General features: G+C 63.5%; 19 protein-coding genes and 2 pseudogenes. 9 read left to right on the forward strand and 12 right to left on the reverse strand.

The window, feature by feature from the left end:
• Positions 1 to 30: 30 nt before the first annotated feature.
• The 3 genes from E8E75_RS17980 to E8E75_RS17990 form a co-directional block, all read right to left on the reverse strand.
• Entirely contained in the window at positions 31 to 1,728 is a 1,698-nt protein-coding gene (locus tag E8E75_RS17980) for an EAL domain-containing protein (RefSeq protein ID WP_280359515.1), read from the reverse strand.
• Between the two features lie 62 nt (positions 1,729 to 1,790).
• Positions 1,791 to 2,936 (reverse strand): response regulator, encoded by a 1,146-nt coding sequence (locus tag E8E75_RS17985; protein ID WP_178123593.1) that lies wholly within the window; start codon positions 2,934 to 2,936, stop codon positions 1,791 to 1,793.
• A 345-nt stretch (positions 2,937 to 3,281) separates the two neighbouring features.
• Positions 3,282 to 3,458: a hypothetical protein gene (locus tag E8E75_RS17990; protein WP_306109951.1), complete on the reverse strand. Its 177-nt coding sequence runs from the start codon at positions 3,456 to 3,458 to the stop codon at positions 3,282 to 3,284.
• A 381-nt stretch (positions 3,459 to 3,839) separates the two neighbouring features.
• Here E8E75_RS17990 and E8E75_RS17995 point away from each other — a divergent pair, with 381 nt between their 5' ends.
• From E8E75_RS17995 to E8E75_RS18015, 5 genes are all read left to right on the forward strand, one after another.
• Complete coding sequence (locus E8E75_RS17995; protein WP_120650801.1) at positions 3,840 to 4,361, forward strand: gluconokinase; 522 nt, start codon at positions 3,840 to 3,842, stop codon at positions 4,359 to 4,361.
• Positions 4,362 to 4,791: 430 nt separating this feature from the next.
• On the forward strand, positions 4,792 to 6,723 hold the full coding sequence (locus E8E75_RS18000) for a DEAD/DEAH box helicase (RefSeq protein WP_280359517.1): 1,932 nt from the start codon (positions 4,792 to 4,794) through the stop codon (positions 6,721 to 6,723).
• Positions 6,717 to 7,529: a TlpA disulfide reductase family protein gene (locus E8E75_RS18005; RefSeq protein WP_280359519.1), complete on the forward strand. Its 813-nt coding sequence runs from the start codon at positions 6,717 to 6,719 to the stop codon at positions 7,527 to 7,529. Before E8E75_RS18000 ends, E8E75_RS18005 begins: the two co-directional genes overlap by 7 nt.
• Before the next feature lie 327 nt (positions 7,530 to 7,856).
• Complete coding sequence (locus E8E75_RS18010) at positions 7,857 to 9,647, forward strand: alpha/beta fold hydrolase (protein ID WP_280359521.1); 1,791 nt, start codon at positions 7,857 to 7,859, stop codon at positions 9,645 to 9,647.
• Positions 9,648 to 9,850: 203 nt separating this feature from the next.
• Positions 9,851 to 10,486 (forward strand): cell wall hydrolase, encoded by a 636-nt coding sequence (locus E8E75_RS18015; RefSeq protein ID WP_153921753.1) that lies wholly within the window; start codon positions 9,851 to 9,853, stop codon positions 10,484 to 10,486.
• Positions 10,487 to 10,501: 15 nt separating this feature from the next.
• Here E8E75_RS18015 and E8E75_RS18020 read toward each other — a convergent pair whose 3' ends face one another.
• From E8E75_RS18020 to E8E75_RS18030, 3 genes and pseudogenes are all read right to left on the reverse strand, one after another.
• Positions 10,502 to 10,837, reverse strand: a complete 336-nt coding sequence (locus E8E75_RS18020) for a hypothetical protein (RefSeq protein WP_280359523.1) — start codon at positions 10,835 to 10,837, stop codon at positions 10,502 to 10,504.
• A 130-nt stretch (positions 10,838 to 10,967) separates the two neighbouring features.
• Positions 10,968 to 12,554 carry an aldehyde dehydrogenase (NADP(+)) gene (locus E8E75_RS18025; protein ID WP_153921750.1) on the reverse strand — a complete coding sequence of 529 codons (1,587 nt, stop codon included), beginning with the start codon at positions 12,552 to 12,554 and terminating at the stop codon, positions 10,968 to 10,970.
• 50 nt (positions 12,555 to 12,604) lie between these two features.
• Positions 12,605 to 12,802: pseudogene (locus tag E8E75_RS18030) on the reverse strand (FAH family protein); the annotation flags it as partial.
• Positions 12,803 to 12,905: 103 nt separating this feature from the next.
• Between E8E75_RS18030 and E8E75_RS18035 the strand changes: the two are divergent.
• A pseudogene (locus E8E75_RS18035) lies at positions 12,906 to 13,136 on the forward strand (LysR family transcriptional regulator); the annotation flags it as partial.
• A gap of 86 nt (positions 13,137 to 13,222) precedes the next feature.
• Entirely contained in the window at positions 13,223 to 13,579 is a 357-nt protein-coding gene (locus tag E8E75_RS18040; RefSeq protein ID WP_153921744.1) for a 5-carboxymethyl-2-hydroxymuconate Delta-isomerase, read from the forward strand.
• Positions 13,580 to 13,587: 8 nt separating this feature from the next.
• Here E8E75_RS18040 and E8E75_RS18045 read toward each other — a convergent pair whose 3' ends face one another.
• The 4 genes from E8E75_RS18045 to E8E75_RS18060 form a co-directional block, all read right to left on the reverse strand.
• Positions 13,588 to 14,685 (reverse strand): DUF1615 domain-containing protein, encoded by a 1,098-nt coding sequence (locus E8E75_RS18045; RefSeq protein WP_280359527.1) that lies wholly within the window; start codon positions 14,683 to 14,685, stop codon positions 13,588 to 13,590.
• Between the two features lie 207 nt (positions 14,686 to 14,892).
• On the reverse strand, positions 14,893 to 15,252 hold the full coding sequence (locus E8E75_RS18050) for a hydroxyisourate hydrolase (protein WP_120650793.1): 360 nt from the start codon (positions 15,250 to 15,252) through the stop codon (positions 14,893 to 14,895).
• Positions 15,249 to 15,755: a nucleoside deaminase gene (locus tag E8E75_RS18055; protein ID WP_120650792.1), complete on the reverse strand. Its 507-nt coding sequence runs from the start codon at positions 15,753 to 15,755 to the stop codon at positions 15,249 to 15,251. The genes E8E75_RS18050 and E8E75_RS18055 overlap by 4 nt, the downstream gene beginning before the upstream one ends.
• A gap of 37 nt (positions 15,756 to 15,792) precedes the next feature.
• Positions 15,793 to 17,118: a nucleobase:cation symporter-2 family protein gene (locus tag E8E75_RS18060; protein ID WP_120650791.1), complete on the reverse strand. Its 1,326-nt coding sequence runs from the start codon at positions 17,116 to 17,118 to the stop codon at positions 15,793 to 15,795.
• 157 nt (positions 17,119 to 17,275) lie between these two features.
• Between E8E75_RS18060 and E8E75_RS18065 the strand changes: the two genes are divergently transcribed.
• Together E8E75_RS18065 and E8E75_RS18070 are read left to right on the forward strand one after the other, a co-directional pair.
• A complete protein-coding gene (locus tag E8E75_RS18065) occupies positions 17,276 to 18,190 on the forward strand; it encodes a LysR family transcriptional regulator (protein WP_120655183.1) in 915 nt (304 codons plus the stop codon).
• 323 nt (positions 18,191 to 18,513) lie between these two features.
• Complete coding sequence (locus E8E75_RS18070; RefSeq protein ID WP_120650790.1) at positions 18,514 to 19,329, forward strand: type 1 glutamine amidotransferase; 816 nt, start codon at positions 18,514 to 18,516, stop codon at positions 19,327 to 19,329.
• Positions 19,330 to 19,436: 107 nt separating this feature from the next.
• Here E8E75_RS18070 and E8E75_RS18075 read toward each other — a convergent pair whose 3' ends face one another.
• A complete protein-coding gene (locus E8E75_RS18075) occupies positions 19,437 to 20,375 on the reverse strand; it encodes a YeeE/YedE thiosulfate transporter family protein (RefSeq protein WP_120650789.1) in 939 nt (312 codons plus the stop codon).
• A gap of 36 nt (positions 20,376 to 20,411) precedes the next feature.
• Positions 20,412 to 21,329, reverse strand: coding sequence for a LysR family transcriptional regulator (locus tag E8E75_RS18080; protein ID WP_120655182.1), 918 nt, complete (start codon positions 21,327 to 21,329; stop codon positions 20,412 to 20,414).
• Positions 21,330 to 21,364: the final 35 nt, after the last annotated feature.

Genomic DNA, 21,364 nt, shown 5'->3' on the forward strand with positions numbered 1-21,364 from the left:
TGGCAAGTGAACGGGAATAAGGTTTCCGGTCTAAGCCCGTTTCAGATTGCCGGATTCGAGCAGGAGTTTCAGTTGGGCAAATGGCATCGGACGGCCATAGAGGTAACCCTGCATCAGCCAGCATCCCAGCTCCATGAGCCTATCTGCCTGCCGTTGAGTCTCAACACCTTCGGCGATCAGCTCCAACCCTAAAGCCTGGCCCATCCGCACAATGGCTTCGATGATCGCAGCATCGCTGCGGTCATCCAGCATGTCGCGAACGAAGCTCTGGTCGATCTTGAGCACGTCGATCGGCAAGCGCTTGAGGTACGTCAGGCTGGAATAGCCGGTGCCGAAGTCATCGATGGCCACCCGGACACCAAGTGCCTTCAAGGCATCCAGCACTTCCCGTGCCTTGGCGATATCGTCGGCCAGTACGCCCTCGGTGATTTCCAGCTCCAGCAGGGACGGTGGAAGAGCCGACTCTTCAAGGATCCCGTGGACCATCTCGAAGAAACTGTCCTCGCGAAACTGCACGGCAGAGATGTTGACGCTGACAGGTACCTGCGCCCCCGTCTGAAGCAGGCTCCAGCCGTCCTTGCAGGCCTGGGACAGGACGTGCCGGCCCAGCGGGACGATCAAGCCGGTTTCCTCGGCAACCGGGATGAAGTCCGCCGGAGACACAAGGGTTCCGTCAGGCTGGCGCCAGCGGATCAGGGCTTCCATTCCGCAGAAGGTCCTATCCCGCGCATCCAGCTTGGGCTGATAGAAAACCTCGAAAATGCCCTGTTCAAGGGCGCTGCGCATGTGCTGCTCCAACAGATGCCGGGCACGGGTGCTGTCCTCCAGGGCATGGGAAAAGAAGCGGTAGCGGTTTCGCCCCTGACGCTTGGCCTGGTACATGGCAGTGTCGGCATGACTGTAGAGTGCTTCCAGGCTATCGCTGTCGTCGGGATAGACGCTCACGCCCGCACTGGTGGAGAGGTTGTAGCGGTTGCCACAGATTTCTATCGGTGCTGCGAGGATGGCAAGCACGCGCTCGACGAAGTCGCCGATGGCATCCAGCCGCGTCACCTCGGGTAGCAGGACCACGAACTCGTCGCCGCCAGGCCGGCTCACGGTATCGATTCGGCGGACACTGCCGCTCAACCGCTCTGCGACCTCTGCCAGGATGGCGTCCCCGACCGAGTGGCCTACTGAATCGTTGATGCTCTTGAAATGATCGAGGTCGAGCAGCAACAGGGCGACCTTGCCACCATTTCGCGACGCCTGCTGAAGGGCCTGCTCGACGCGGTCCATCAACAGTACCCGGTTGGGCAGGCCGGTAAGCGGGTCGTAGTAGGCCAGTCGCTTGGCCTCATTGCGCAGATTGAGATGGGCGCGCACATGCGCACGCACCACCGGAATGTTCAGGGGCTTCTGGATGAAGTCGACCCCTCCGAAGTCCAGCGCACGGATCTCATTGTCGGTCTGGGTATGGGAGGTGACGAAAAGAATGGCGGCGTCGCAGAGTTTGGGGTCGGCCTTGAGCGCCCGGCAGAGTGCGAAACCATCCATACCGGGCATCTCGATATCCATCAGAATCAGATCGGGGCGACAGAACCCAGCGACCTCGAGAGCAATCTGCCCATCGCTGGCGACATGGGCCTTGCCAAGGTCGGCCACGGCTTCGCGAAGGATATCCAGGTCAGTTGATTGATCATCCACGATCAGGATGACCGGGCCCATCTTTGCCGCAAAATCGAGCATGCCGAACTCCCGGAAATCCCTTTCTGCTGGAGAGACTAGACCAACTCAGCCAGCAAGCTCGCTCAAGAAATGCCCGCCAGCGCCTTGAGACGTTCAATCGCCTCCGGCGACTCTCCGCTACCGAGCGCTGCCGCCAGACGCATGACAACCAACTCCCGGCGGAAATGGGACTGAGGCAGGGCGTAAACGGCACCGATCAACTCACGCAGGCCCATCGGCAGGGCCCAGTGAGCCTTCAGGGCAATCGCAAACGAGCGTCCATAGGTCTTGATCGCCGACAAGAGTTTGTTGTCGTCGACATGATTACCCTGACTGCCCCAGCGCTGAGCCTGATAGAGCACGCACAGCTCACCAATCCGGTGCAGCAACGCTGCGGCATGGAATGGCGCAGGATCGAGACTGCCCTGCCGGGCGAGACCCACTACACGCTCGGCCAGACGCTCAGAAGCTGCAAACTGCTCCTCCATCATCAATCCGATCAAAGGATCATCCGACGTAGACGCCTGACGCAGGGCCACGGCAATGGCAAGGTTCAAGGCCGTCCGCCCACCCAGGCGCTTCAGCGCTTCCGCCAGGCTGTGGCAAGGCTGCGCCGTGCTGCTATAGGCCGCGCTACTGGCGGCGGAGATCAAGTAGGCACAGATCGCCGGATCATGCTGCCACTGGGCAGTCAGTTCGCGAAAATCCACCGGTACCCCGTTGAACGCCTGTTGAAGCCGCTCCTTGACCGTGGACAGTAATGGCAGGTCCAGATCGATAGCCGACAGGCGACTCAAGTAGCCATCCAGGTCACCGTCGCCAAGGGACTGCTCGGGCGCGGACTCGTCCTTTGGCAGGAGGGCCTCGATCCTGGTCATCACCGAAGGAATATCGAAGGGTTTGGATATGTAGGCACTGATCCCGAGCTTTCTCACCTCCAGCACACTTTCGCGGTCCGAGCGCCCGGTAACGACCACCAGCGGTATCTCCAGGTCCTCATCACGAATGTGCTGGAGTAGCTCGATACCCGTGCCATCGGGCAGATTCCAGTCAGCCAGTACCAACTGGTAACGCCCCAGCTCCCATGCATCCAGTGCATCCTGCACACGATCAAATCTGTCCACCTCAGCTGTCGGCCGGGATGCATGGATCATTTGCTTGAGCAGATCAGACAGCCAGGGATCGTCGTCCACGACCATAATGCGCATAGGTAATGCCAGTCCTTTCATTGGTAATGATCGGGGCAAGCGCCCGCCCCCAGACGCGTATCGACTAGAACTACTCATAAATTAAGCTGGTGAGCGACGGTAATGCCATTACCGATTTGTCTGGACGATACAGATACCACAGCGGCTGATTTCGACAATATGCCGGAACTCTTGCGTTCTGAAGCGCAAACAATAAAGTCGCGATTGTTTTTAGGAAGCACGAGTCCTGACCAAACCTTGTGTGAGCAATATCAATCTCTAAGCGGACCGAAGGTTCTCCCCAGAGCGTTGCAAGGGACAGCTGCGCCGCCCTTGGCGAATGAGTTCGTCCCCACAAGAATGGCAAGGCAAGCCTGACGGAGGCCTTCAGCCCACGAGCTTCCCCGCCACCCACTCCACTGCTTCCAGGTGAATCCCTTCCACCTCGGACAGCAGCCCCGCCATTGGCAGGAAATCATGGGTCAGGCCAGCCTGGCTGAGCAGCTTCACCTCGTTACCCGCAGCTTCAGACTTCTGCGCATAGGCCACGCCTTCGTCGTGCAGCGGGTCGAGCCCGACGAGTTAGACCAGAACCGGTGCGAGGCCTGAGAGGTCCGGGGCCAGTAGTGGCGAGCAGCGCCAGTCCAGGGTGCCGCCAAGGGACCAGCCAAGCAGGTGAAAGACCGGCTGCTGCGCAGGTGGGAGAGTCAGGAGGTGGTGCGGGGGTTGTGGGGCCAGGCAGCCCTCGCCAGCTGACGCCTCGCTCCATCGCAGGATGGGTCGGGCGGTGTTCCGCGCATCTGAGAATCCCATCAATCGGGCAGGATGGGTTCGCTTCGCCCTACCCATCCTGCGGATAGTCCTCGCGCCCCTCGAACAAGCGGCTGAAACCCTCTTTTCGCTGCCATTGCCTATGGTTTAAGTACCAGCAGCAGAGATATCGCGATGTACGAGCCCATAAACGCAGTAGTGATCATGGGTGTTGCCGGTAGCGGGAAGTCCGCCGTGGCCCGGGCGCTGGAGGTGCGCACTGGGGCGCGGCTGATCGAGGGGGATGCCTTCCACCCCGACCGCAACATCCAGAAGATGAGCGCCGGCCTGCCCTTGACCGACAAGGACCGCGCCAGTTGGCTGCATGCGCTCGAAAAACAGCTGAAGCAGACCTACCGCGCTGGCGAGCATCCCATCCTTACCTGTTCTGCCCTCAAGCGCAGCTATCGCGATGGCCTGCGCCATGCCATTCCGGCGCTGGGGTTTGCCTACCTGCAACTCTCCCCCACAGCCGCCGCCGAGCGCATGGCACAGCGCCGCGGGCATTTCATGCCGGTCAGCCTGCTGGACAGTCAGTTCGCGGATCTGGAAGAACCGCTGGACGAACCCCTGACCCTGATCCTTGACGGCACCCTGTCAGTGGGCGAGCTGGCCAGCGCCATTCACCAGTGGTGGCAGCACCACGCGCCAGCCTGAAGAACGAAACCGTGTCCGATGGTAGGGTGCGCCACGCGCACCGGGCATTGGGGTTTGTGCGCACAGCGCACCCTACGGGCAACCATGGGGGCGATTTGAATTGCCAGGCGGACTGCAGGTTCGCCAACCCAACCTCGCAGGGCGGCTACGCCACCCTTGGCGAATGAATTCGCCCCCCACGAAGTGCGGTGGCACCGTGCTGGTACTGTGGGAGCGATTTCAATCGCGATGCAGGTCGAAGACCGGCCCGGTAGCCCCAGAGACAGCTCCGCTGCCCTTTCGCGAATGAATTCGCTCCCACAAGGGAAAAGCCGACCTCGGGCACATACCCACATGCTCCTAGCCCCCTGAAGCCAATCCGCCATCATCCAGTCTTCACGCAAAAGCGCTTAGAATTCCGCGCTTTGTCGTGGTTACAGGGATCGATCCAATGCTGTCTGCCATGAAACGCGCCCTGGCGCGTTACTTCCCGCGAACCACCGAGTACCTGCGCGCCGAGAGTGAAGCGGCCGCCCAGATGCGCAAGCCCACACCAAGGGCGAAGAAGTCCGCCAGTGCCGGCAAGACCAAGGCCGCAGGCACCAGGAAGGCCGCCGCTGGCGATGGCCCCGCCAAGCCGGAGAAACCTGCCGACGAAGGCATCTACGCCGGCGCGCGGATGAAGGTGACCGACGCGCAGATGGAGGCCATGCGCGAGCGCGTGGTCCAGGCCGTGGCCGCCGGGGTAGTCAGCCCGCCGTCCGATGAGCAATGGGCGATGATCCTCGGCCGCGCCCCGCTCACGCGCATCTTTGCCGGTGCCGGTTCCGGCAAGTCCACCACACTGGTGCTGCGGGTGGTTTTCATGCTCTGCCACATGGGTGTGGCGCCGGAGCGGCTCACGGTCATTTCCTTTACCAATGCCTCCTGCGCCCAGCTCCGCGAGCAATTGCTCAGAGTTCTGCCTTTCTGGCAGTTCCCCTTCGATGCCGCCCAGGCTCGGCAGTGCGTGCGCACCTTCCACTCGGCCATGGGCACCCTGGCCAAGGAGCTGCTGGGCAATCCGCGCTGGTTCGAGCAACTGGACGAAGCCGGCAGCGGCGAGCTGGACAACCCGCTGCTCGCCGGTCGACTCCGACCGGCCCAACAGCGCCTGTTGCAGCAGGCCTACCAGGATTGCTACGCGGCCAATGCGGACTTCCGCGAGCGGGTGCATAGCTTGCTGGACCTGCCGCCCCTGCCTGCCCCGGTCGAGGGCGAGCCCCAACGGATACCCAAGGCACCACTGGACAGCTTCAAGCTGGCCGGCGAATTCACCCCGCTGCCGCTGTTCGAAGCCTTCTACATGCAGGCCGGGTTCATGGAGAGCATCGGCATCCGCCTCGACCGCCTGAAACCCCGCGCCCTGGCCTGCTCGGCAAGGGAGCGCGCCTTCGTCGAGGCCCTGGTGCAGTTCTGGAAGCACTTCGAGGCCGTGCTGCAACAGCAGGGGCTGATGACTTTCAATGCCGCTTTCCAGCGCCTGGGAGAAGTGCTGGCCAAGGGCAACGGCCTGCCCGGCGAGGCCCTGGCGCCCTTCTGCCACCTGCTGATCGACGAGTTCCAGGACATCTCGCCGCAGATCGTCCAGTGGCTGCAGGCACTGCATCGCGCGCTGGCGCGACAGGGTCAAGCGGTGAGCCTGATGGCCATTGGCGACGACTGGCAGTCCATCTATGGCTGGCGTGGCAGCTCGCCGGAGCTGTTCATGGACTTCGACCGACACTTCCCCAGCAAGGGCAAGACGAAGAAGAGCACCGTGCTGACGCTGGAAACCAACTACCGCTCCATCGAGCCGATTCTGCGGGATGGTGAAGCGGTGCTGGAGGGCGTGGCCTTCAAGCAGGCCAAGGGCAGCAAGGCGTTCAAGGCCATGCAGCCAGGCGACCACGGTGTGAAGCTGGTGAGCCGCTTCGACCTCAAGACGCGCCTGCCCGAGCTGGTGCAGGACATCCAGGCCCAGTGCACCCATGTGGCGAGCCGCACGAATGCCGACCGCAATCCCGTGCTGCTGCTCTCCCGGCGCAACGAACCACTCCGGCAGATACAGGCCCAGCTCGATTCGGCGCTGCCGGTGCGGGCCTACAGCATCCACCGCGCCAAGGGCTTGCAGGCGGAAGTGGCGATCATCGTCGACGACTGCGCACCGCCGGAGAAACACCCGCTGCGCAATGCGCTCTATGCCTACTCGGGGTTCTTCCGCAACAGCTACGACCAGGCCATGCAGGACGAAAGCCTGCGTCTGGCCTACGTGGCCATCACGCGTGGCGTGAGCCGGGTGATCTGGTACACGAACAAGGTGCAGGGGGCGGTCGAAGTATTGGCTCGGAGTGGCCGATGCTGACCCTGAACATTGGACCCCTGACCCTGGCACTGCCCCATGTGCTGATTCTCGGTAGCCTGCTGCTGGCCACCCTCACCGGCTGGTGGATAGGCCGGCGCAACGGCCAAAACCCGGAGCGCTGGCTATTCCGCCTGCTGCTGTTGGCGTTGCTGGTGGCGAGACTGGCCTTCGTGGCTGCCTATTTCGAGCACTTCCGCGAGGAGCCCTGGCGGGTGATCGACATCCGCGACGGCGGTTTCATTGCTTGGCCGGGCGTGCTTGCCGCCCTGCTCCTGGGTGGCTGGCTGCTGTGGCGCATGCCCGCCATACGCAAGCCGCTGGGCATCGCCATGGCTGTTGGCGTGGCGAGTTGGGGGCTGGGCACCCTCACCTGGCACGCACTCGATCGCGGCACACGCCTGCCGGAACTGGCCCTGATGGATATCGAGGGTCGCCCCGTGGCACTGCAAAACCTTGCCGGCAAGCCGCTGGTGATCAATCTCTGGGCAACCTGGTGCCCACCTTGCCGACGCGAGATGCCAGTGCTGGCGGCAGCGCAAGCCGCCCATCCCGACACGCTGTTCCTCTTCGTCAACCAGGGCGAGGCGGCCGAAGCCGTCAGCCGTTTCCTGGATGGTGAAAGTCTGGCCCTGGACAACGTCCTGCTCGATAGCGGCAACCGGCTGGGCCAGCGGGTGGGCTCCACGGCGCTGCCCACCACGCTGTTCTACGACACCGGGGGCCGCCAGATCGGCAGCCACCTGGGTGAACTTTCGCAGGCAAGCTTGGCGCGCGCCCTGGAATCCCTCGAAGAGCAGGGAAAGTAGTACAGCAGGGCGTGCCGCAGCCAGAAAACCTGGCGAGGGTCATGGGCTCGCAGGCCGGGTAACGCAGGCGGGCCTCCCACCCTTCTCCCCCGTTTTTCTCTCCCGCGAGGGTCTGCGCCTGACAGGCCCGACGCGCACCGACGCCTGCAACCGGGCGAATTCGGCTATTCGCGGCCCTCCGCTCCTTGGAATGGCGCGCGCTCGTCGGACCGCCCGCCCCCTGTCATGAAATGAAAAACGCCTGTCGTGGGATGCACGATTCCCGCGCCCCATGGGGCCTAGAGTCGCTGCCGTCCACCGTTTCCGAACAAGAAAAATGAGAGTTTCATGAGCCAATCCCCCCGTACGCCGAAGACCGCTACTGCCAGGCAACGCCCCGCAGCAACCAAACCACGTCGCCCCCGCAAAGACGCCGACCTCCCCTGCAACCCGCAGCAACATGAACTGATTGGCACGGCGACGAACCAGACCCTGGCAGGCAATCCGCTGGTCAGCGTGCGTGCGGCGGACCTGGCGGGCTCGGCCGGCTATCTGCTCAAGGCACTCGGCCAGTCGCCGCTGAAGGCCGGCGCCCATCTGGGCGGGTACCTGAAGGAACTGCGCGCCATCGTCGGCGGCACTTCCACCATTGCACCCGACCCCAAGGACAAGCGTTTCGCTGATCCGGCATGGCAATCCAACGTCTTCCTGCGTGCCCTGTTGCAGAGCTACCTGGCTGGCCAGGGCGAGTTCAACCGTTTCATCGAATCCACTGATCTACCGCCGCTGGAAAAGAGCCGGGCCCAATTCGTCGCGTCCCTGCTGGCCGACGCGATTGCCCCCAGCAACTCACCGCTTACCAACCCCGCGGCCTTGCGCAAGCTGGTGGATACAGGCGGCCTGAGCCTGGCCAGGGGCATTCGGCACTTCGCCCAGGACATCCTGGGCAAGCGTGGGCTGCCGTCGCAGGTCGACAGCACATCGTTCAAGGTCGGGGAGAACATCGCCACATCCAAGGGTGAGGTGGTGTTCCGTAACGAGATGTTCGAGCTGCTGCAGTTCGCGCCCACTACCGGGAGCGCCTATGCGCGGCCCCTGGTGATGTCACCGCCGCAGATCAACAAGTACTACGCCATCGACCTCGCTCCGGAAAAAAGCCTGATCAAGTGGATCCAGGACAGCGGCGTGAACCTGTTCGTCATCAGCTGGCGCAACCCCACCAGCGAGCACCGCGACTGGGGTCTGTCCGAATACGCCCTGTGCCTCGATCAGGCGGTGGATGTGGCGCGCCAGATCACCGGCAGCCCGGACGTGAACATGTGGGGCTCCTGTTCCGGCGGAATCACGTTGGCGGCCTACCTGGGCTGGCTCGCGGCCCGCGGTGAGGGCCACAAGGTGGCCAATACCAGCTGGGCAGTGTGCGTGCTCGACATGCCGTCCGCGCTGGACGACACCACCCTCGGGCTATTCGCGACTCCGGCCGCGCTGCGTGCCGCCAAGGCCAGTTCGAAGCGCAAGGGCGTGCTGAGCGGCCAGGACATGGCGCGTATGTTCGCCTGGATGCGCCCCAACGACCTGATCTGGAACTACTGGGTCAACAACTACCTGCTGGGCAACAAGCCGCCCGCCTTCGACATCCTCGCCTGGAACAACGACACCACACGTTTGCCGGCACAGTTGCATGCGGACTACCTCGATCTGGTCCAGCAGAACCCCTACAGCAATCCGGGAACCCTTTCGATTGCCGGCGAATCCATCGACATGACCCAGGTGAAGGTCGGTGCCTACGTGATCGGCGGCACCACCGACCACATCACGCCGTGGCAAGGCTGCTACGGCACGGCCCGCCTGTTCGGCGAGGACGCCACCTACGTGCTGTCCAATGCCGGGCACCTGCAGAGCCTGGTCAACCCACCGGGCAATCCGAAGTCGTTCTACTATGCAGCGCCGGCCAGTTTCAGCGACCCGGAATCCTGGTTGCAGAACGCCGGCGAGCGGCAACAGGGCAGTTGGTGGTCCCATTGGCGTGAGTGGATCCAGCAACGCTCGGGCGAGAGCCTTGCGGCACCGAAGAAAGCCGGCTCGCGCAAGTACCCGCCACTCTGCGCAGCGCCCGGCACCTATGTGATGGAACACTGACCACCAGGCACCCTGAACAAAACGGGTGAAACGGCGAGACGCCACGCCGCCCGTGGGCTCCAGTGCCTTTAGTTGGAATGAATAGCAGGGGGCGCAGTCTATCCCTCAAGCGGGTCTGCCCAGCGACGCATACTCGCCGACTGCCGTCCCGTTCCTCGCTGTCACGTGACGGCTTCGATGTCATGGCATCAGCGAGGTCCAACATGCGCTGGATAGCAGGGTCACTCTGCGTAGCCGCCTTGCTCCTGGGGGGTTACGCATCAGCCACAGACACTCAGCAGAAGGCCCAGGCGGCAGAGAACAAAGCCGAAGTTCTGGAAGAGAAGGCAGCCAGGGACGAACCACCAACCAGCGGCAAGACCGCCCCCATTACCCCCAGCGAGGCACAAGCGGTTGACCCGGCTGGCGAGGCGCCATTGGATGACGCCATCACCTGCCTCGCCCGCTCCATCTACTGGGAAGCCAAGGGCGAGCCGCCGCACGAAATGGAGGCGGTCGCCAATGTCGTGATGAACCGGCTGGCCAGCGACGACTTTCCCGATACGGTCTGCGCCGTGGTCAAGCAGGGTTCGGAAACCAAGAGCTGCCAGTTTTCCTGGTGGTGCGACGGCCGCCCCGACGAAGTGGTGGAGGAAGATCGCTACGAACTGGCCACGGAAATTGCGCGCAAGGCGCTCAACGGCCAACTGAAGGACCGCACCGGCGGCGCGCTGTATTTCCATGACCGCGACGTTTCACCGGATTGGGCCCACGAGTACGTCGAGACTGCGCAGACCAGGCGTTTCCTGTTCTACACCCCGAGCCCCGCAGCCAAGCCGCGCGCAGGGACGGACGACTGAATCGAAAAGTTCGACTCAATCCAGGTTAATGGTCCAGGCAATCAGGCCGGCAACCACTGTGGTGAAGGCCAGGGCGATCAGGAACAAGGCATCGCTCACCTGTTCCAGCAGGTGATTGCGATTCAACTTCCGCGTTCGCAGGCCCCAGTAGGAGAGGATTGCCGTGGTCAGGTAGAGGATGGCGTTGATTGCCAGCAGGTCGTCCCCGACCGCGTCCTCGCGTTTGAGTGCAACCACGACCTGGAAGATGCCGATGACGGTAATGCAGACGCCGACCATCGCCGCCGATGCAGCAAAGATATGGACGCAAATATCGTCATCCAGCCGTTTTTTCTGCTGTTCTTCAGTCATGGTGGAATGATCTCCGGACCTTCGCCGACCTTCCTGAATCTAGCAGCCCCCGGAATGAAGCCGGCATCCCCCACCCGGCGCGTGCCTCGGGCGTCGCACCGGATGGAGATTCAGTGGTGGCCCCGACGAGTCACCCCTGGAGTGCGTCGCGCGTACTCTGCCCGTCAACCAACCGCTGAATGCCCAGCGGATTGGCGTCCTTCAGCGCGTCCGGCAGCAACGCGTCCGGGTAATTCTGGTAGCACACCGGACGCAGGAAACGGTCGATGGCGAAGGTTCCGACCGAGGTGCCGCGTGCATCAGAGGTGGCCGGGTACGGCCCACCATGAACCATGGCATCGCAGACTTCCACGCCGGTCGGGTAACCGTTGAGCAGCAAGCGTCCGACCTTCTGCTCCAGCAGGCTGGAAAGCTCACCGAAGGCGGCGAGGTCGGTCGGTTCGGCGATCAGGGTGGCGGTGAGCTGGCCGCGCAATCCCTGGAGGGCGCGGGTGAGTTCGGCCTTGTCGGCCACTTCGACGACCACGGTCGCAGGACCGAATACTTCTTCCTGAAGCAGTTCATCCCCGTCCAGCAGCAGGCTGGCCTTAGCCTTGAACAGCTGGGCCTGGGCCTTGCTGCCTTCCTGCCGGTTGCCCGCCAGGTGAGTGATGCCGGGGTGTTGGTGAAGGTTCTCCAGGCCATGGCAGTAACTCTTCAGGCCGCCAGCGTTGAGCAGGGACTGCGCCGGTTGGTCGCTCATGAGAGAGGCGAAACGTTCGAGGAAGGCACTGAACTCCGGCGAACGGATGCCGATCACCAGGCCAGGATTGGTGCAGAACTGCCCTGCCCCCAGCACCACGGAAGCGGCCAGTTCGGCGGCGACCTGCTCACCACGGGCCTTGAGGGCTTCGGGCAACAGCAGGACCGGGTTGATGCTGCTCATCTCGGCGAACACCGGGATCGGCTGCGGACGCGCCGCTGCCATGTCGCAGAGGGCACGACCGCCGCGCAGAGAACCCGTGAAGCCCACGGCCTGGATCGCCGGGTGCTTGACCAGCCACTCGCCGACTCCGCCGCCGTAGATCATGTTGAACACCCCCGCCGGCATGGCGGTTTTCTCTGCCGCGCGAACGATGGCATCGGCCACCCATTCGGCAGTTGCCATGTGGCCGCTGTGGGCCTTGAACACCACCGGGCAACCAGCGGCCAGGGCAGCGGCGGTGTCGCCACCGGCCGTGGAGAAGGCCAGGGGGAAGTTACTGGCGCCGAACACGGCAACCGGGCCGACACCGATGCGGTACTGGCGCAGGTCCGGGCGCGGCAGGGGTTTGCGCTCCGGCAACGCACGGTCGATGCGGGCGCCGTAGAAATCGCCCCGGCGCAGCACGGTGGCGAACAGGCGCATCTGGCCACTGGTGCGGCCGCGCTCGCCCTGGATGCGGCCGGTTGGCAGCGCGGTTTCGCGGCACACGGTGGCGATGAAATCGTCGCCCAGGGCGTCCAGTTCATCGGCAATGGCGTCGAGGAACTCGGCGCGGCGGCTGGCAGGCAGGCTGCGAAAAGCGGGATAGACCGACTCGGCAGCTCGCGCCGCGGCATCCACCTCGGCTTCGGTGGCCTGGTGGAAGGCATGGGGCAGCGCTTCGCCGCTGGTGGCATCGAAGCTCTGCACGGTGACGGCGCCGGCGGCGCTGCGGCCGCCAGCGATGAAGTTGAAACCAGTGATGACGGTCATGCTCGTCTCCCTGACCTGGTGGGTTGAAGGTGGCCATCGCGAACGGCGGATTCCAGTAGTAAGCGGTAGTTCGGTCCGGGCTCGGTGCCGCGAGTCAGGACTTCGTCCTGCAGGCCGGAGCGCGCCGCGATGGCGGCCAGGGCCAGGGCGCGGGTGGTGGCGGCTCCGCGCACCAACTGCCCCCTCTCGCCCTCGATCACGCCCACATGGCGCTGGCCGGATGTGCTCTCGAACTGGATCAGTCTCATGACGATGACTCTCATTGCTGGGTGTTGGCGGGGACTTTACGAATCCCCGACAGGCCTGCCTAATGAGAGCTTCTGATCCCGCGATAACCTTTAGTCATCCCCCATGATCGCTGCCCTCCCAGCACTGGTTTCCCGCTTGCGCCTGAAGCAGCTGTGCCTGTTCAATCGCACCCGCCAGGGACTGGAAGCCAACGACCTGGGCCACTGCGCGATTCGCTACGCGCGGCTGATCCACACCGACCTGGCGCACCTGCGGAAAGAGGTGTTCGGCATTCTCCGGGGCCCGGGCGGACGCCTCCCAGTGGGCGCGGTGATGGGCGCGATGCCTTTGCTGTGGCACGCCCTGGAGGCAGAAAGCGCTTCACAGCCGGGCGCCTGAGGCGAGCGGGACACGATCAACCTAAAGAACAGGAACGCCCCATGCCCCATCTCGTCATCGAATACAGCGCGAACCTCCCCGGCTTCGATGCCGCCGCCACCCTCGCAGCCTGCAATGGCTTCCTGGCCAAAACCGGCCATTTCTCCGAAGCGGACATCAAGAGCCGCGCCGTACGCCACGAGCATTTCCTGGTGGGCACCACCAGCGATGGTCGAGGCTTCGTGCATGCCACGCTGTGGCTGCTTTCCGGTCGCCCGGAGAACGTCAAGCAGGCGCTCTCCCGTGGCGTGCTGGAAGCCATCGAGCAGAATTTCAGCAAGCCCGACGGCCTGGATGTGCAACTCAGCGTGCAGATGCAGGACATGGAACGCGGCACCTACTCCAAGGCCTTCCTCTGACCTGACGCTCAGAGCCCTGACGCGCGTTTCATGCAGCCCTGGTAGCGCCCATCCACCCGCTCGGCAAACCACTTGGTGGTGAGCTTGCGGGTGATCTTCGGGCTCTTCAGGTCGATGCCCGGCATCACCTCGCGGGGCAATTTGCGCCGCTCGACTTTCTCGGCCAGGGCGAACACCCGCTCGTACAGGTCGGTTTCCTCGAACTCCAGGGTGTCGCCTTTGAGCAGCGCACGGCGGATGGCCGAATCGCTGAGATCCAGTTGCCGCTGCAGCGCGCGTGCTGCGAGCTCAGTGGAGCCGGCCTTGCTGGAGCCGTGGATGACCAGGTCACCGTCCAGCGCCAGTGCAATCCCTGAGGCCAGGCTCACTGCGCTCTGGAAGGCAGCGTTACGGCTGGCGTACCAGCCAGCGTTGAAGTCGGCGAAGCGGTACAGCTGCTTCGGGTAGTGCGCCGGGTAGCCCAGCAAGTGGGCGATGCCGAAGTACATGCCACCACGACGGGTAAACACTTCCTGGCGAATGGAACCCTTGACCGGGTAGGGGTAGTCCTTGGCGCTGGCCTCGGCGACGGCAATGCTCACCTGCATCGGGCCGCCGGTGTGCACCGGGTTGAAGTTGCCGAACAGCTGCCGGCCGAGGGGCACCATGCCGATGAAGTCATCGAAAATGGCGCTCAGCTCCTTTTCCGTGCGCGCGGCCGACAGGCGCTGGTCGTAGGTCTTGCCCGTAGGCGAGTCGAGCTTTAGGGCGGAGTTCACCACGAAGGCCGGTACGTGCAGGCCACCGGCGCGGCGCAGAATTTCCTGCCGGGCGATCTTCGCCAGCCCGGGCACTTGTGGGTCCACCTGGTAGGTGGACTCCTGCTCGGTGACAGCCAGCACCGCGCAAAGGTTGCTGTCGCTGGGGGCGATGTCCTGGGCGGCGAAGGCGGCCTGGATATCGGCGGCCCAACCCTGGCGGTCCGGCACCTTGGCCGGCATCAGCTTCACGACCTTGGCACGCCCCTCGGCCGGTCGCAGCACCAGCTCCTCCGGTCGTTGCGTGCCGCAGGCGGCCAGGGCCAGGAGCGTTACAAGGATGACGATGCGAGGAACGAAGTTGCTCATGAAGGGGGCTGCCTTGCGATTAATGCTGGGAAAACATGGCATGAAAGACAGCGCTGATGGGAGCGAATTCATTCGCGAGGCAGGACGCAGTCCTGCCGTAGGTTGGTCTGAGCGCAGCGAAGCCCAACATGGGCCGGGCCAGTGACTCGTTGGGTTTCGCTTCGCTCGCGGAACGCCGCCCGACTCAACCTGCGAAAGGCGCAGCGTTCAGGCCCCGCCACGGAAGCAGGAAAGCCCCCAGCCGGTGAGCTTGAATGGCAGGTGGTAATGCTGCGCGGCATCGGCGGTGCCGAAGCGGTAAACCACTTCGTCGAGGAACGGCGGCTCAGGCAGCTGCACCCCACGCGCCCGGTAGAAGTCCGCCACTTGCAAACGGACTTCATAGACACCGGGACGGCAGCGATCGGTAAGTCCAGCCAGTTCGTCCAGCAGACCATTGACGCCGATACGGCCGGAGCAGATCAGCTCGCGCACATCTCCCTCCAGCCGCTCCAGGCGCAGGGCAAGCCCCTGGGCCACGGAGCCGCTGGCGACATCCACCACATGGATGGAGATGCCACCACTCACGTCCAGAACCCCTCATGAGCGGCAGCGGCTTCGGTCTCCAGCATCGGTCCCAGCACAGCGACTTCGCGCTGACCGCGCGCGAACACCTCACGACACGGTAGGGAGAAGGTGGGGTTCTCCGGATGGGCGCCGGTCAGGCCCAGCAGCGCGTGTTCCGACAATGCGTAGACCACGCGCCCGATGCCAGTCCAGTACACCGCGCCAGCACACATGCAGCAGGGTTCGGCGCTGGTGTAGAGCGTGCAATGGGCCAGCTCATCAGGGCTCAACACCTTGGCGGCTTGGGCGGCCGCAGCCAGTTCGGCGTGCTGGGTCGGGTCGCCTTCCGGCGGCATGGAGTTGTTTCCGGCCTGGGCGATGACCCTGCCGCTGCGGTCGGCCACAACTGCGGCGAACGGATGCCGGCCGCGTTCGCGGGACTCCTCGGACAGGCGGATGGACAGGCGCAGCAGTTCCAGATCGAGTTCGTTGACGCCGGCGGGAACGAGGTTGCTGAAAGTCATGGATGGCTCCTTGGCAGTAAAGGCGCGAATGCGCGAATCAGTCGGCCAGCTTGGCGGTTTCGCCCTGGCTGGCGGACGCCTCCCGGTTCAGCAGGAGGTTGAGGACGATGGCGCTCAGTGCGCCGAGGAAGATGCCGCTCTCCAGCACCAGGCGCAGCGCGCCGTGGAAGTGTTCGAAGAGGGCCGGAAAGGACATGGGAAGCACGCCGACGCTCACCGACACTGCTACCACCAGGGCATTGCGGGTGCCCTCGAAGCGCACTCGCGACAGCTCCTGTATGCCAGCCACCGTGGTCATGCCGAACATCACGATGGCGCAGCCGCCGAGCACTGGCGTGGGCACGGCGGCGATCAGCGCGCCGAGCTTGGGAAACAGCCCCATGAGGATCATCAGTCCACCCGCGGCAGCCACCACGAAGCGACTCTTGATGTTGGAAAGGGCGATAAGGCCGGTGTTCTGGGTGAAGGCGTTGTAGGGAAAACTGTTGAACAGTCCACCGATCATCGTGGACAGGCCGTCTGCGCGGAACGCGTCGCCCAAGGTGCGCTGGGTGATGGTGCGGCCGGTGAGTTTGCCGATGGCCAGGCAGTTACCAGTGGTCTCGGCCATGATCACCAGCATCGCCAGGGTCATGATCAGAATGGGCGTCAGGGAGAATTCCGGCGCACCGAAGGCCATCGGCATGGACAGTTCGAACCAGGCCGCCTCCCCTACCCGGCCGAAGTCGGTCATACCGAAGGCAGCGGCAATCAAACTACCGGCGAACAACCCGATCAATACGCTGAGATTGCCGACGAAGCCCGAGAATCGCGCATGAATCACCAGGGTGACGGCGACCGTGGCAAGACCGAGCAGCAAGTTGGCGGGCTTGCCGAAATCCTCCGCGCCGGGGTTGCCGCCCCCCAGCCAGATGGCCGCCGCCGGCATCAGCGAAATACCGATGATGGTGATCAGGCTGCCGATCACCACCGGCGGGAAGAACCTCAGCAGACGACTGAACACGGGTGCCAGGGCAATGGTAATGACCCCTGCGGCGATCACCGCACCGAACACCTGGGTCAGTCCGTAGGACTTGCCGATCATGATCATCGGCGCAAGCGCGATGAAGGAGCAGGCCTGCACCAGCGGCAGGCGCGCGCCGAAGCGCCAGAAACCGAGGGTCTGGATCAGGGTGGCAATGCCCGAAGTGAGCAGGTTGGCGTTGATCAGCAACACCACTTCGGCGCTGGAAAGCCCCAGTGCGCTGCCGAGGATCAGAGGCACGGCCACCGCGCCGGCATATAGCACCAGCACATGTTGCAGGCCGTAAGTAACGAGTTGGCGAACGGGAAGCAGCTGGTCCACCGGGTGCGGATGGTTCATGGAGGTACTCCTGCAAAGCAACGTGTTCTTGTTCTTGGGTGTGGGTTGCCCAGCGATTCGAGGAGGCAGTGCTGGCTGCGGGGCATATTCCCTGCTTGCTGACGATGGAACAAATGAATAACTATCGTTTCTATCGATGGATCAATGGAAGTTCGCCATGCGTTTTTCACTGGATCAGTTGCAGGTGCTGGTCACCGTTGCCCAGGCGGGCTCCTTCTCCGCGGCGGCGCGCCGGCTGGGGCGCACGCAGTCGACGGTCAGTGCCGCCATCGCCAACCTGGAAACCGACCTGGGCGTGGAGCTGTTCGACCGGTCCACGCGCATTCCCGCACTGACCGCTGCCGGTCAGAAGCTTCTGCTGGAGGCCGAGGCTGTACTGGAGCGTTGCCTGGCTCTGGAAGGCCATGCCGACAGCCTGACAGTGGAGACCGAGCCGAGCCTGACGCTGGCCATCGAGGTGCCCTACAACACCGTGATGCCGGTACTGCGCGACTTCGAGCAGGTTTTTCCCTATGTCGACCTGGTCGTCCGCCACCCGGTGTATGGCGATGTGGCAGGCATGGTGCAGAAGGGCGAAGTCGAGATGGGCATCGCCTTCTCCCAGCCTGAATACCCACGGGAGTTGGAGTTCCAGCAGTTGGGCAAGCTGATCATGGTGCACGTCACCCACCCTTCACATCCGCTGGCGCAGCTGGCCCAGGTCAGTTTTGCCGACCTGCACGCCCATAGGCGACTGGCTTTCAGTGCCCACGCCAACAAACTGCCCAGCAGTGAATACCTGCGTTCCACCCAGTTATGGCAGGCAGAAAGCTATATGGCGCTGTTGGAGATGGTGCGCGCCGGCCTCGGCTGGGCCACCCTGCCCCGCCAACTGATCCATCGGGAGCTGGCCGTCGGTGATCTGATGGAGCTGGATCTCGTGGCCTATCCCCATACGGACTGGCTGGTGGGCGTGGACCTGATCTGGCCGCGTCGGCAAGGCCGGGGCAAAGCCAAGCGTTGGTTAAGGGAGCGGCTGATGCGCAACAAGGTGTTCGAGCTGGATAGCCAGGGCAAGGCGACGACCCTCTAGGACGAGGCTCCCATGTCGGGCGCAATGGTCCAGCATTCTGAACACTCGTTTTAGATGCTGAACCAGAAAATATTTTTATCTGCTACAAAATATCTATAAATATCAATCAGTTAGCAATTAAAAACCGATAAAAATCGGCCATTATTTTTTACGTTTTTCGTCGGCTTCGTTTGACATATTAAACGGCTCTGGCAGGCTATATAGCAGGTCTCGACCGGAAATCGCCCGCCGATTGCCGGCAGTGCTCGAGATCTCAGGTAGCGCTGGAACTGACTGGCGCGCCTGCACAGCAACGATAGGCTGAGCCTGTCCCAAGGTGAAATATGTCCAACAGCAACATTGGCAATAAGAAACAGACCACTCGTAAACCGGTCGTCCTGATGTCCATGGGCGCCCAGGAACGCAAGGGCCACGACTACCAGGTGATGACCCACAAGTACATCGTCCCGCTGGTAGAAATCTCCGAATGTGTACCGGTCCTCGTGCCCACCTGCTGCGGCACCGAAGACCTCCAGCAGTACCTCGATATGGCTGACGGCGTTTACCTCACCGGTGCCGGCAGCAACATCGACCCGACCCTCTACGGCCAGGAGAACCTGACGCCGGAGAAAGGTCAGGACAAGGATCGCGACCTCTTCGACCTGCCCCTGGTTCGTGCTGCCATCGAGCGCGGCCTGCCGATCTTCGGCATCTGCCGTGGCATGCAGGAAATCAACGTCGCCCTGGGCGGCGACATGTACCAGAAGGTCTATGCCGAGCCCGGCTTCAACGACCACCGCGAAAACACTGAAGATCCGGTGGACGTCCAGTACGCCCCGGCGCACAGCGTGCGTGTGGTTCAGAACAGCTGGCTGCACAAGGTCCTGGGTACCGACACCATTCAGGTGAACTCGCTGCACGGCCAGGGCCTGAAAACCCTCGGCAAGGGCATCGAGGCCATCGCCCGCGCTGAAGACGGACTGGTGGAAGCCATTCACGCACCAAACCTTTCGCCCTTCCTCTTCGCGGTGCAATGGCACCCGGAATGGCAGGCCGCGAAGAACCCCGACTCGGTGAAGATCTTCGAAGCCTTTGGTGAAGCCTGCCGCAAGCAGGTGGAACGCAAGGCCAAGGGCAAGGCGTTCGATCACGCTGCCTGAGACCGCACCCGTTGAATGAAAAAGCCCGGCAATTGCCGGGCTTTTTCATGTCTGGTGAACGGCTCGAGGCTGATCTTGCTCTCGTAGGGTGCGCCGATCCGCCCTGTTCACCGCTGTCGCCCTCCTCCCAGCCTCGCCAGCCACAGCGTCAGCACCACCACCACGCACATGCAGGCGAACGCCAGCCAGGCGTTCGGCCACAGAAGCGGCATGCCGAACAGGATCAGGCTGTCATTGCCGCCCGGCACCAGGGTAGCGCCGAACCCCATCAATACCCCGCCCCCGAAGCATTTCAGCAAGGCCAGGGGTGTCGGCCAGCGGTGCTCCCAGAGCCCGGCGCTCCAGCCACCCAGCAACGCGCCAATGAACATCGCCGGCAACAGCAAACCGCGCAGGCCCAGCTCCATGAACCGACCGGTGGCCATCTCGGCAAGGATGTCCGTGTAGGCCCAGGCGCCGACGCAAACGAAAAGCAGGAGGAAGGCCACGCCGAGAACGATGGTGGCGTGGTGCGGAGACCAGATCGTTGCTTGAACTGCGCCGTTGTGCCGGTTCCAGGCCAACCAGCCCAGGCGCGCCACCAACGCCGCAATGATCATCGGGACCAGGCCGATGGGCACCTGCTCCAGCCAGTCGGGAATCGCCACTGGCATGGCGGCGGTCATGCCGACAATACGGCCGGCCAGGGCAAAGCCGGCAAGAAAGCCCAGCGGCGTTGCCAGCCAGGCCCATTGCCCGGAGCCGATCCGCGCCACTACACCAAAGGCGCAGCCCCCATTGATGAACGCACCGACTCCCAGTAACGCGCCGCCCAATGCCGCATGCCAGTGCAATGCACGGCCCATGGGAACCATCGGCAGGACATCGAAGGCCCGCAGCAGGACGAATCCACCCAGCACCCAGAGAGAGGTTTCCAGCAACGCGCGAAAGCGTGCCCATCGACGCTTGTTCACCACGTCTTCCAGTGCGGCCACCATACAGGTGCCACCACGCTGCACGGCAAAGCCCATCAGCAGGGCAAGAAACACACTCGCCAACACAATCACGCCCTCGCCCTCCACAGGCCGGGTCTTAGGGCAAGATTAGCGGACCCTCAGAGAGCGCAACTGCTCCAGCATCCAGGCGTGGGCATCACTGCGCGCGTACTTGGCGTGGCTGTAGAGCCGCAGCGCATAGGGCGGGATCTCGAAAGGCGCCGGAAAGAGTTCGACACCGGCCACCTGCTGCAGCGTACGCGCGGCATGGCCGGGCACTGTCATGAGCAGGTCGGTGCTGCCGACGATGAACGGCGCTGCCATCACGGTAGGCAGTTGCACCGCCACTTCTCGCTGCAACCCCATCCCCTCCAGAACATGGTCGATAGCGCCGCTGGATTCGTTCCAGGGCGTCACCACGACGTGGCGCTCCGCCAGGTAGCCAGCGACATCGAGGGTGCCGCGCACCCGTGGGTGGGCGCGCCGGGCGATGACCAGGTAGCGGTCGCTCAGCCAGTCCAGCACTTCCACCCCGCCAGGCAACTGATCCCGCCCTTCGCTGTAGCCGAGGGCGAAATCGATGCGGCCGCTGGCCAGGTCTTCGATGGACACCTTGCGCTCGGACTGCACCAGGCGCACACGTATTCCCGGTGCGACCACCTGCAAACGCTGCATCAAGGAGGGCAGCAAGGCGAAAGCGGTGTAGTCGGTGGCGGCGAACGTGAACGTGCGTTGGCTGCTGGCCGGGTCGAAGGGTTCCCACTGTCCCAGCCCCTCGGCGAGGGTCTTCAGGGCGCCGCTCACGGATTCCGCCAGCAGCTCGGCGCGGTGAGTCGGGTGCATGCGGTTGCCCTGGCGAATGAACAGCTCGTCGTTCAGCGCCTCGCGCAACCGGCCCAGGGCATGGCTGAAGGCCGAAGCACTGATGGCCAGCTCGGCGGCGGCGGAGGTGACGCTGCGATGGCGATAGAGGGCGTCGAAGGCCAGGAGCAGGTTGAGGTCGAGACGGCGCAGAGCGGAATGCATGATATTCACTTTCCAATGATACAAATGCACTTCAT

It is taken from the genome of Pseudomonas sp. BN606, from assembly GCF_029873115.1.
Taxonomy (GTDB): domain Bacteria; phylum Pseudomonadota; class Gammaproteobacteria; order Pseudomonadales; family Pseudomonadaceae; genus Metapseudomonas.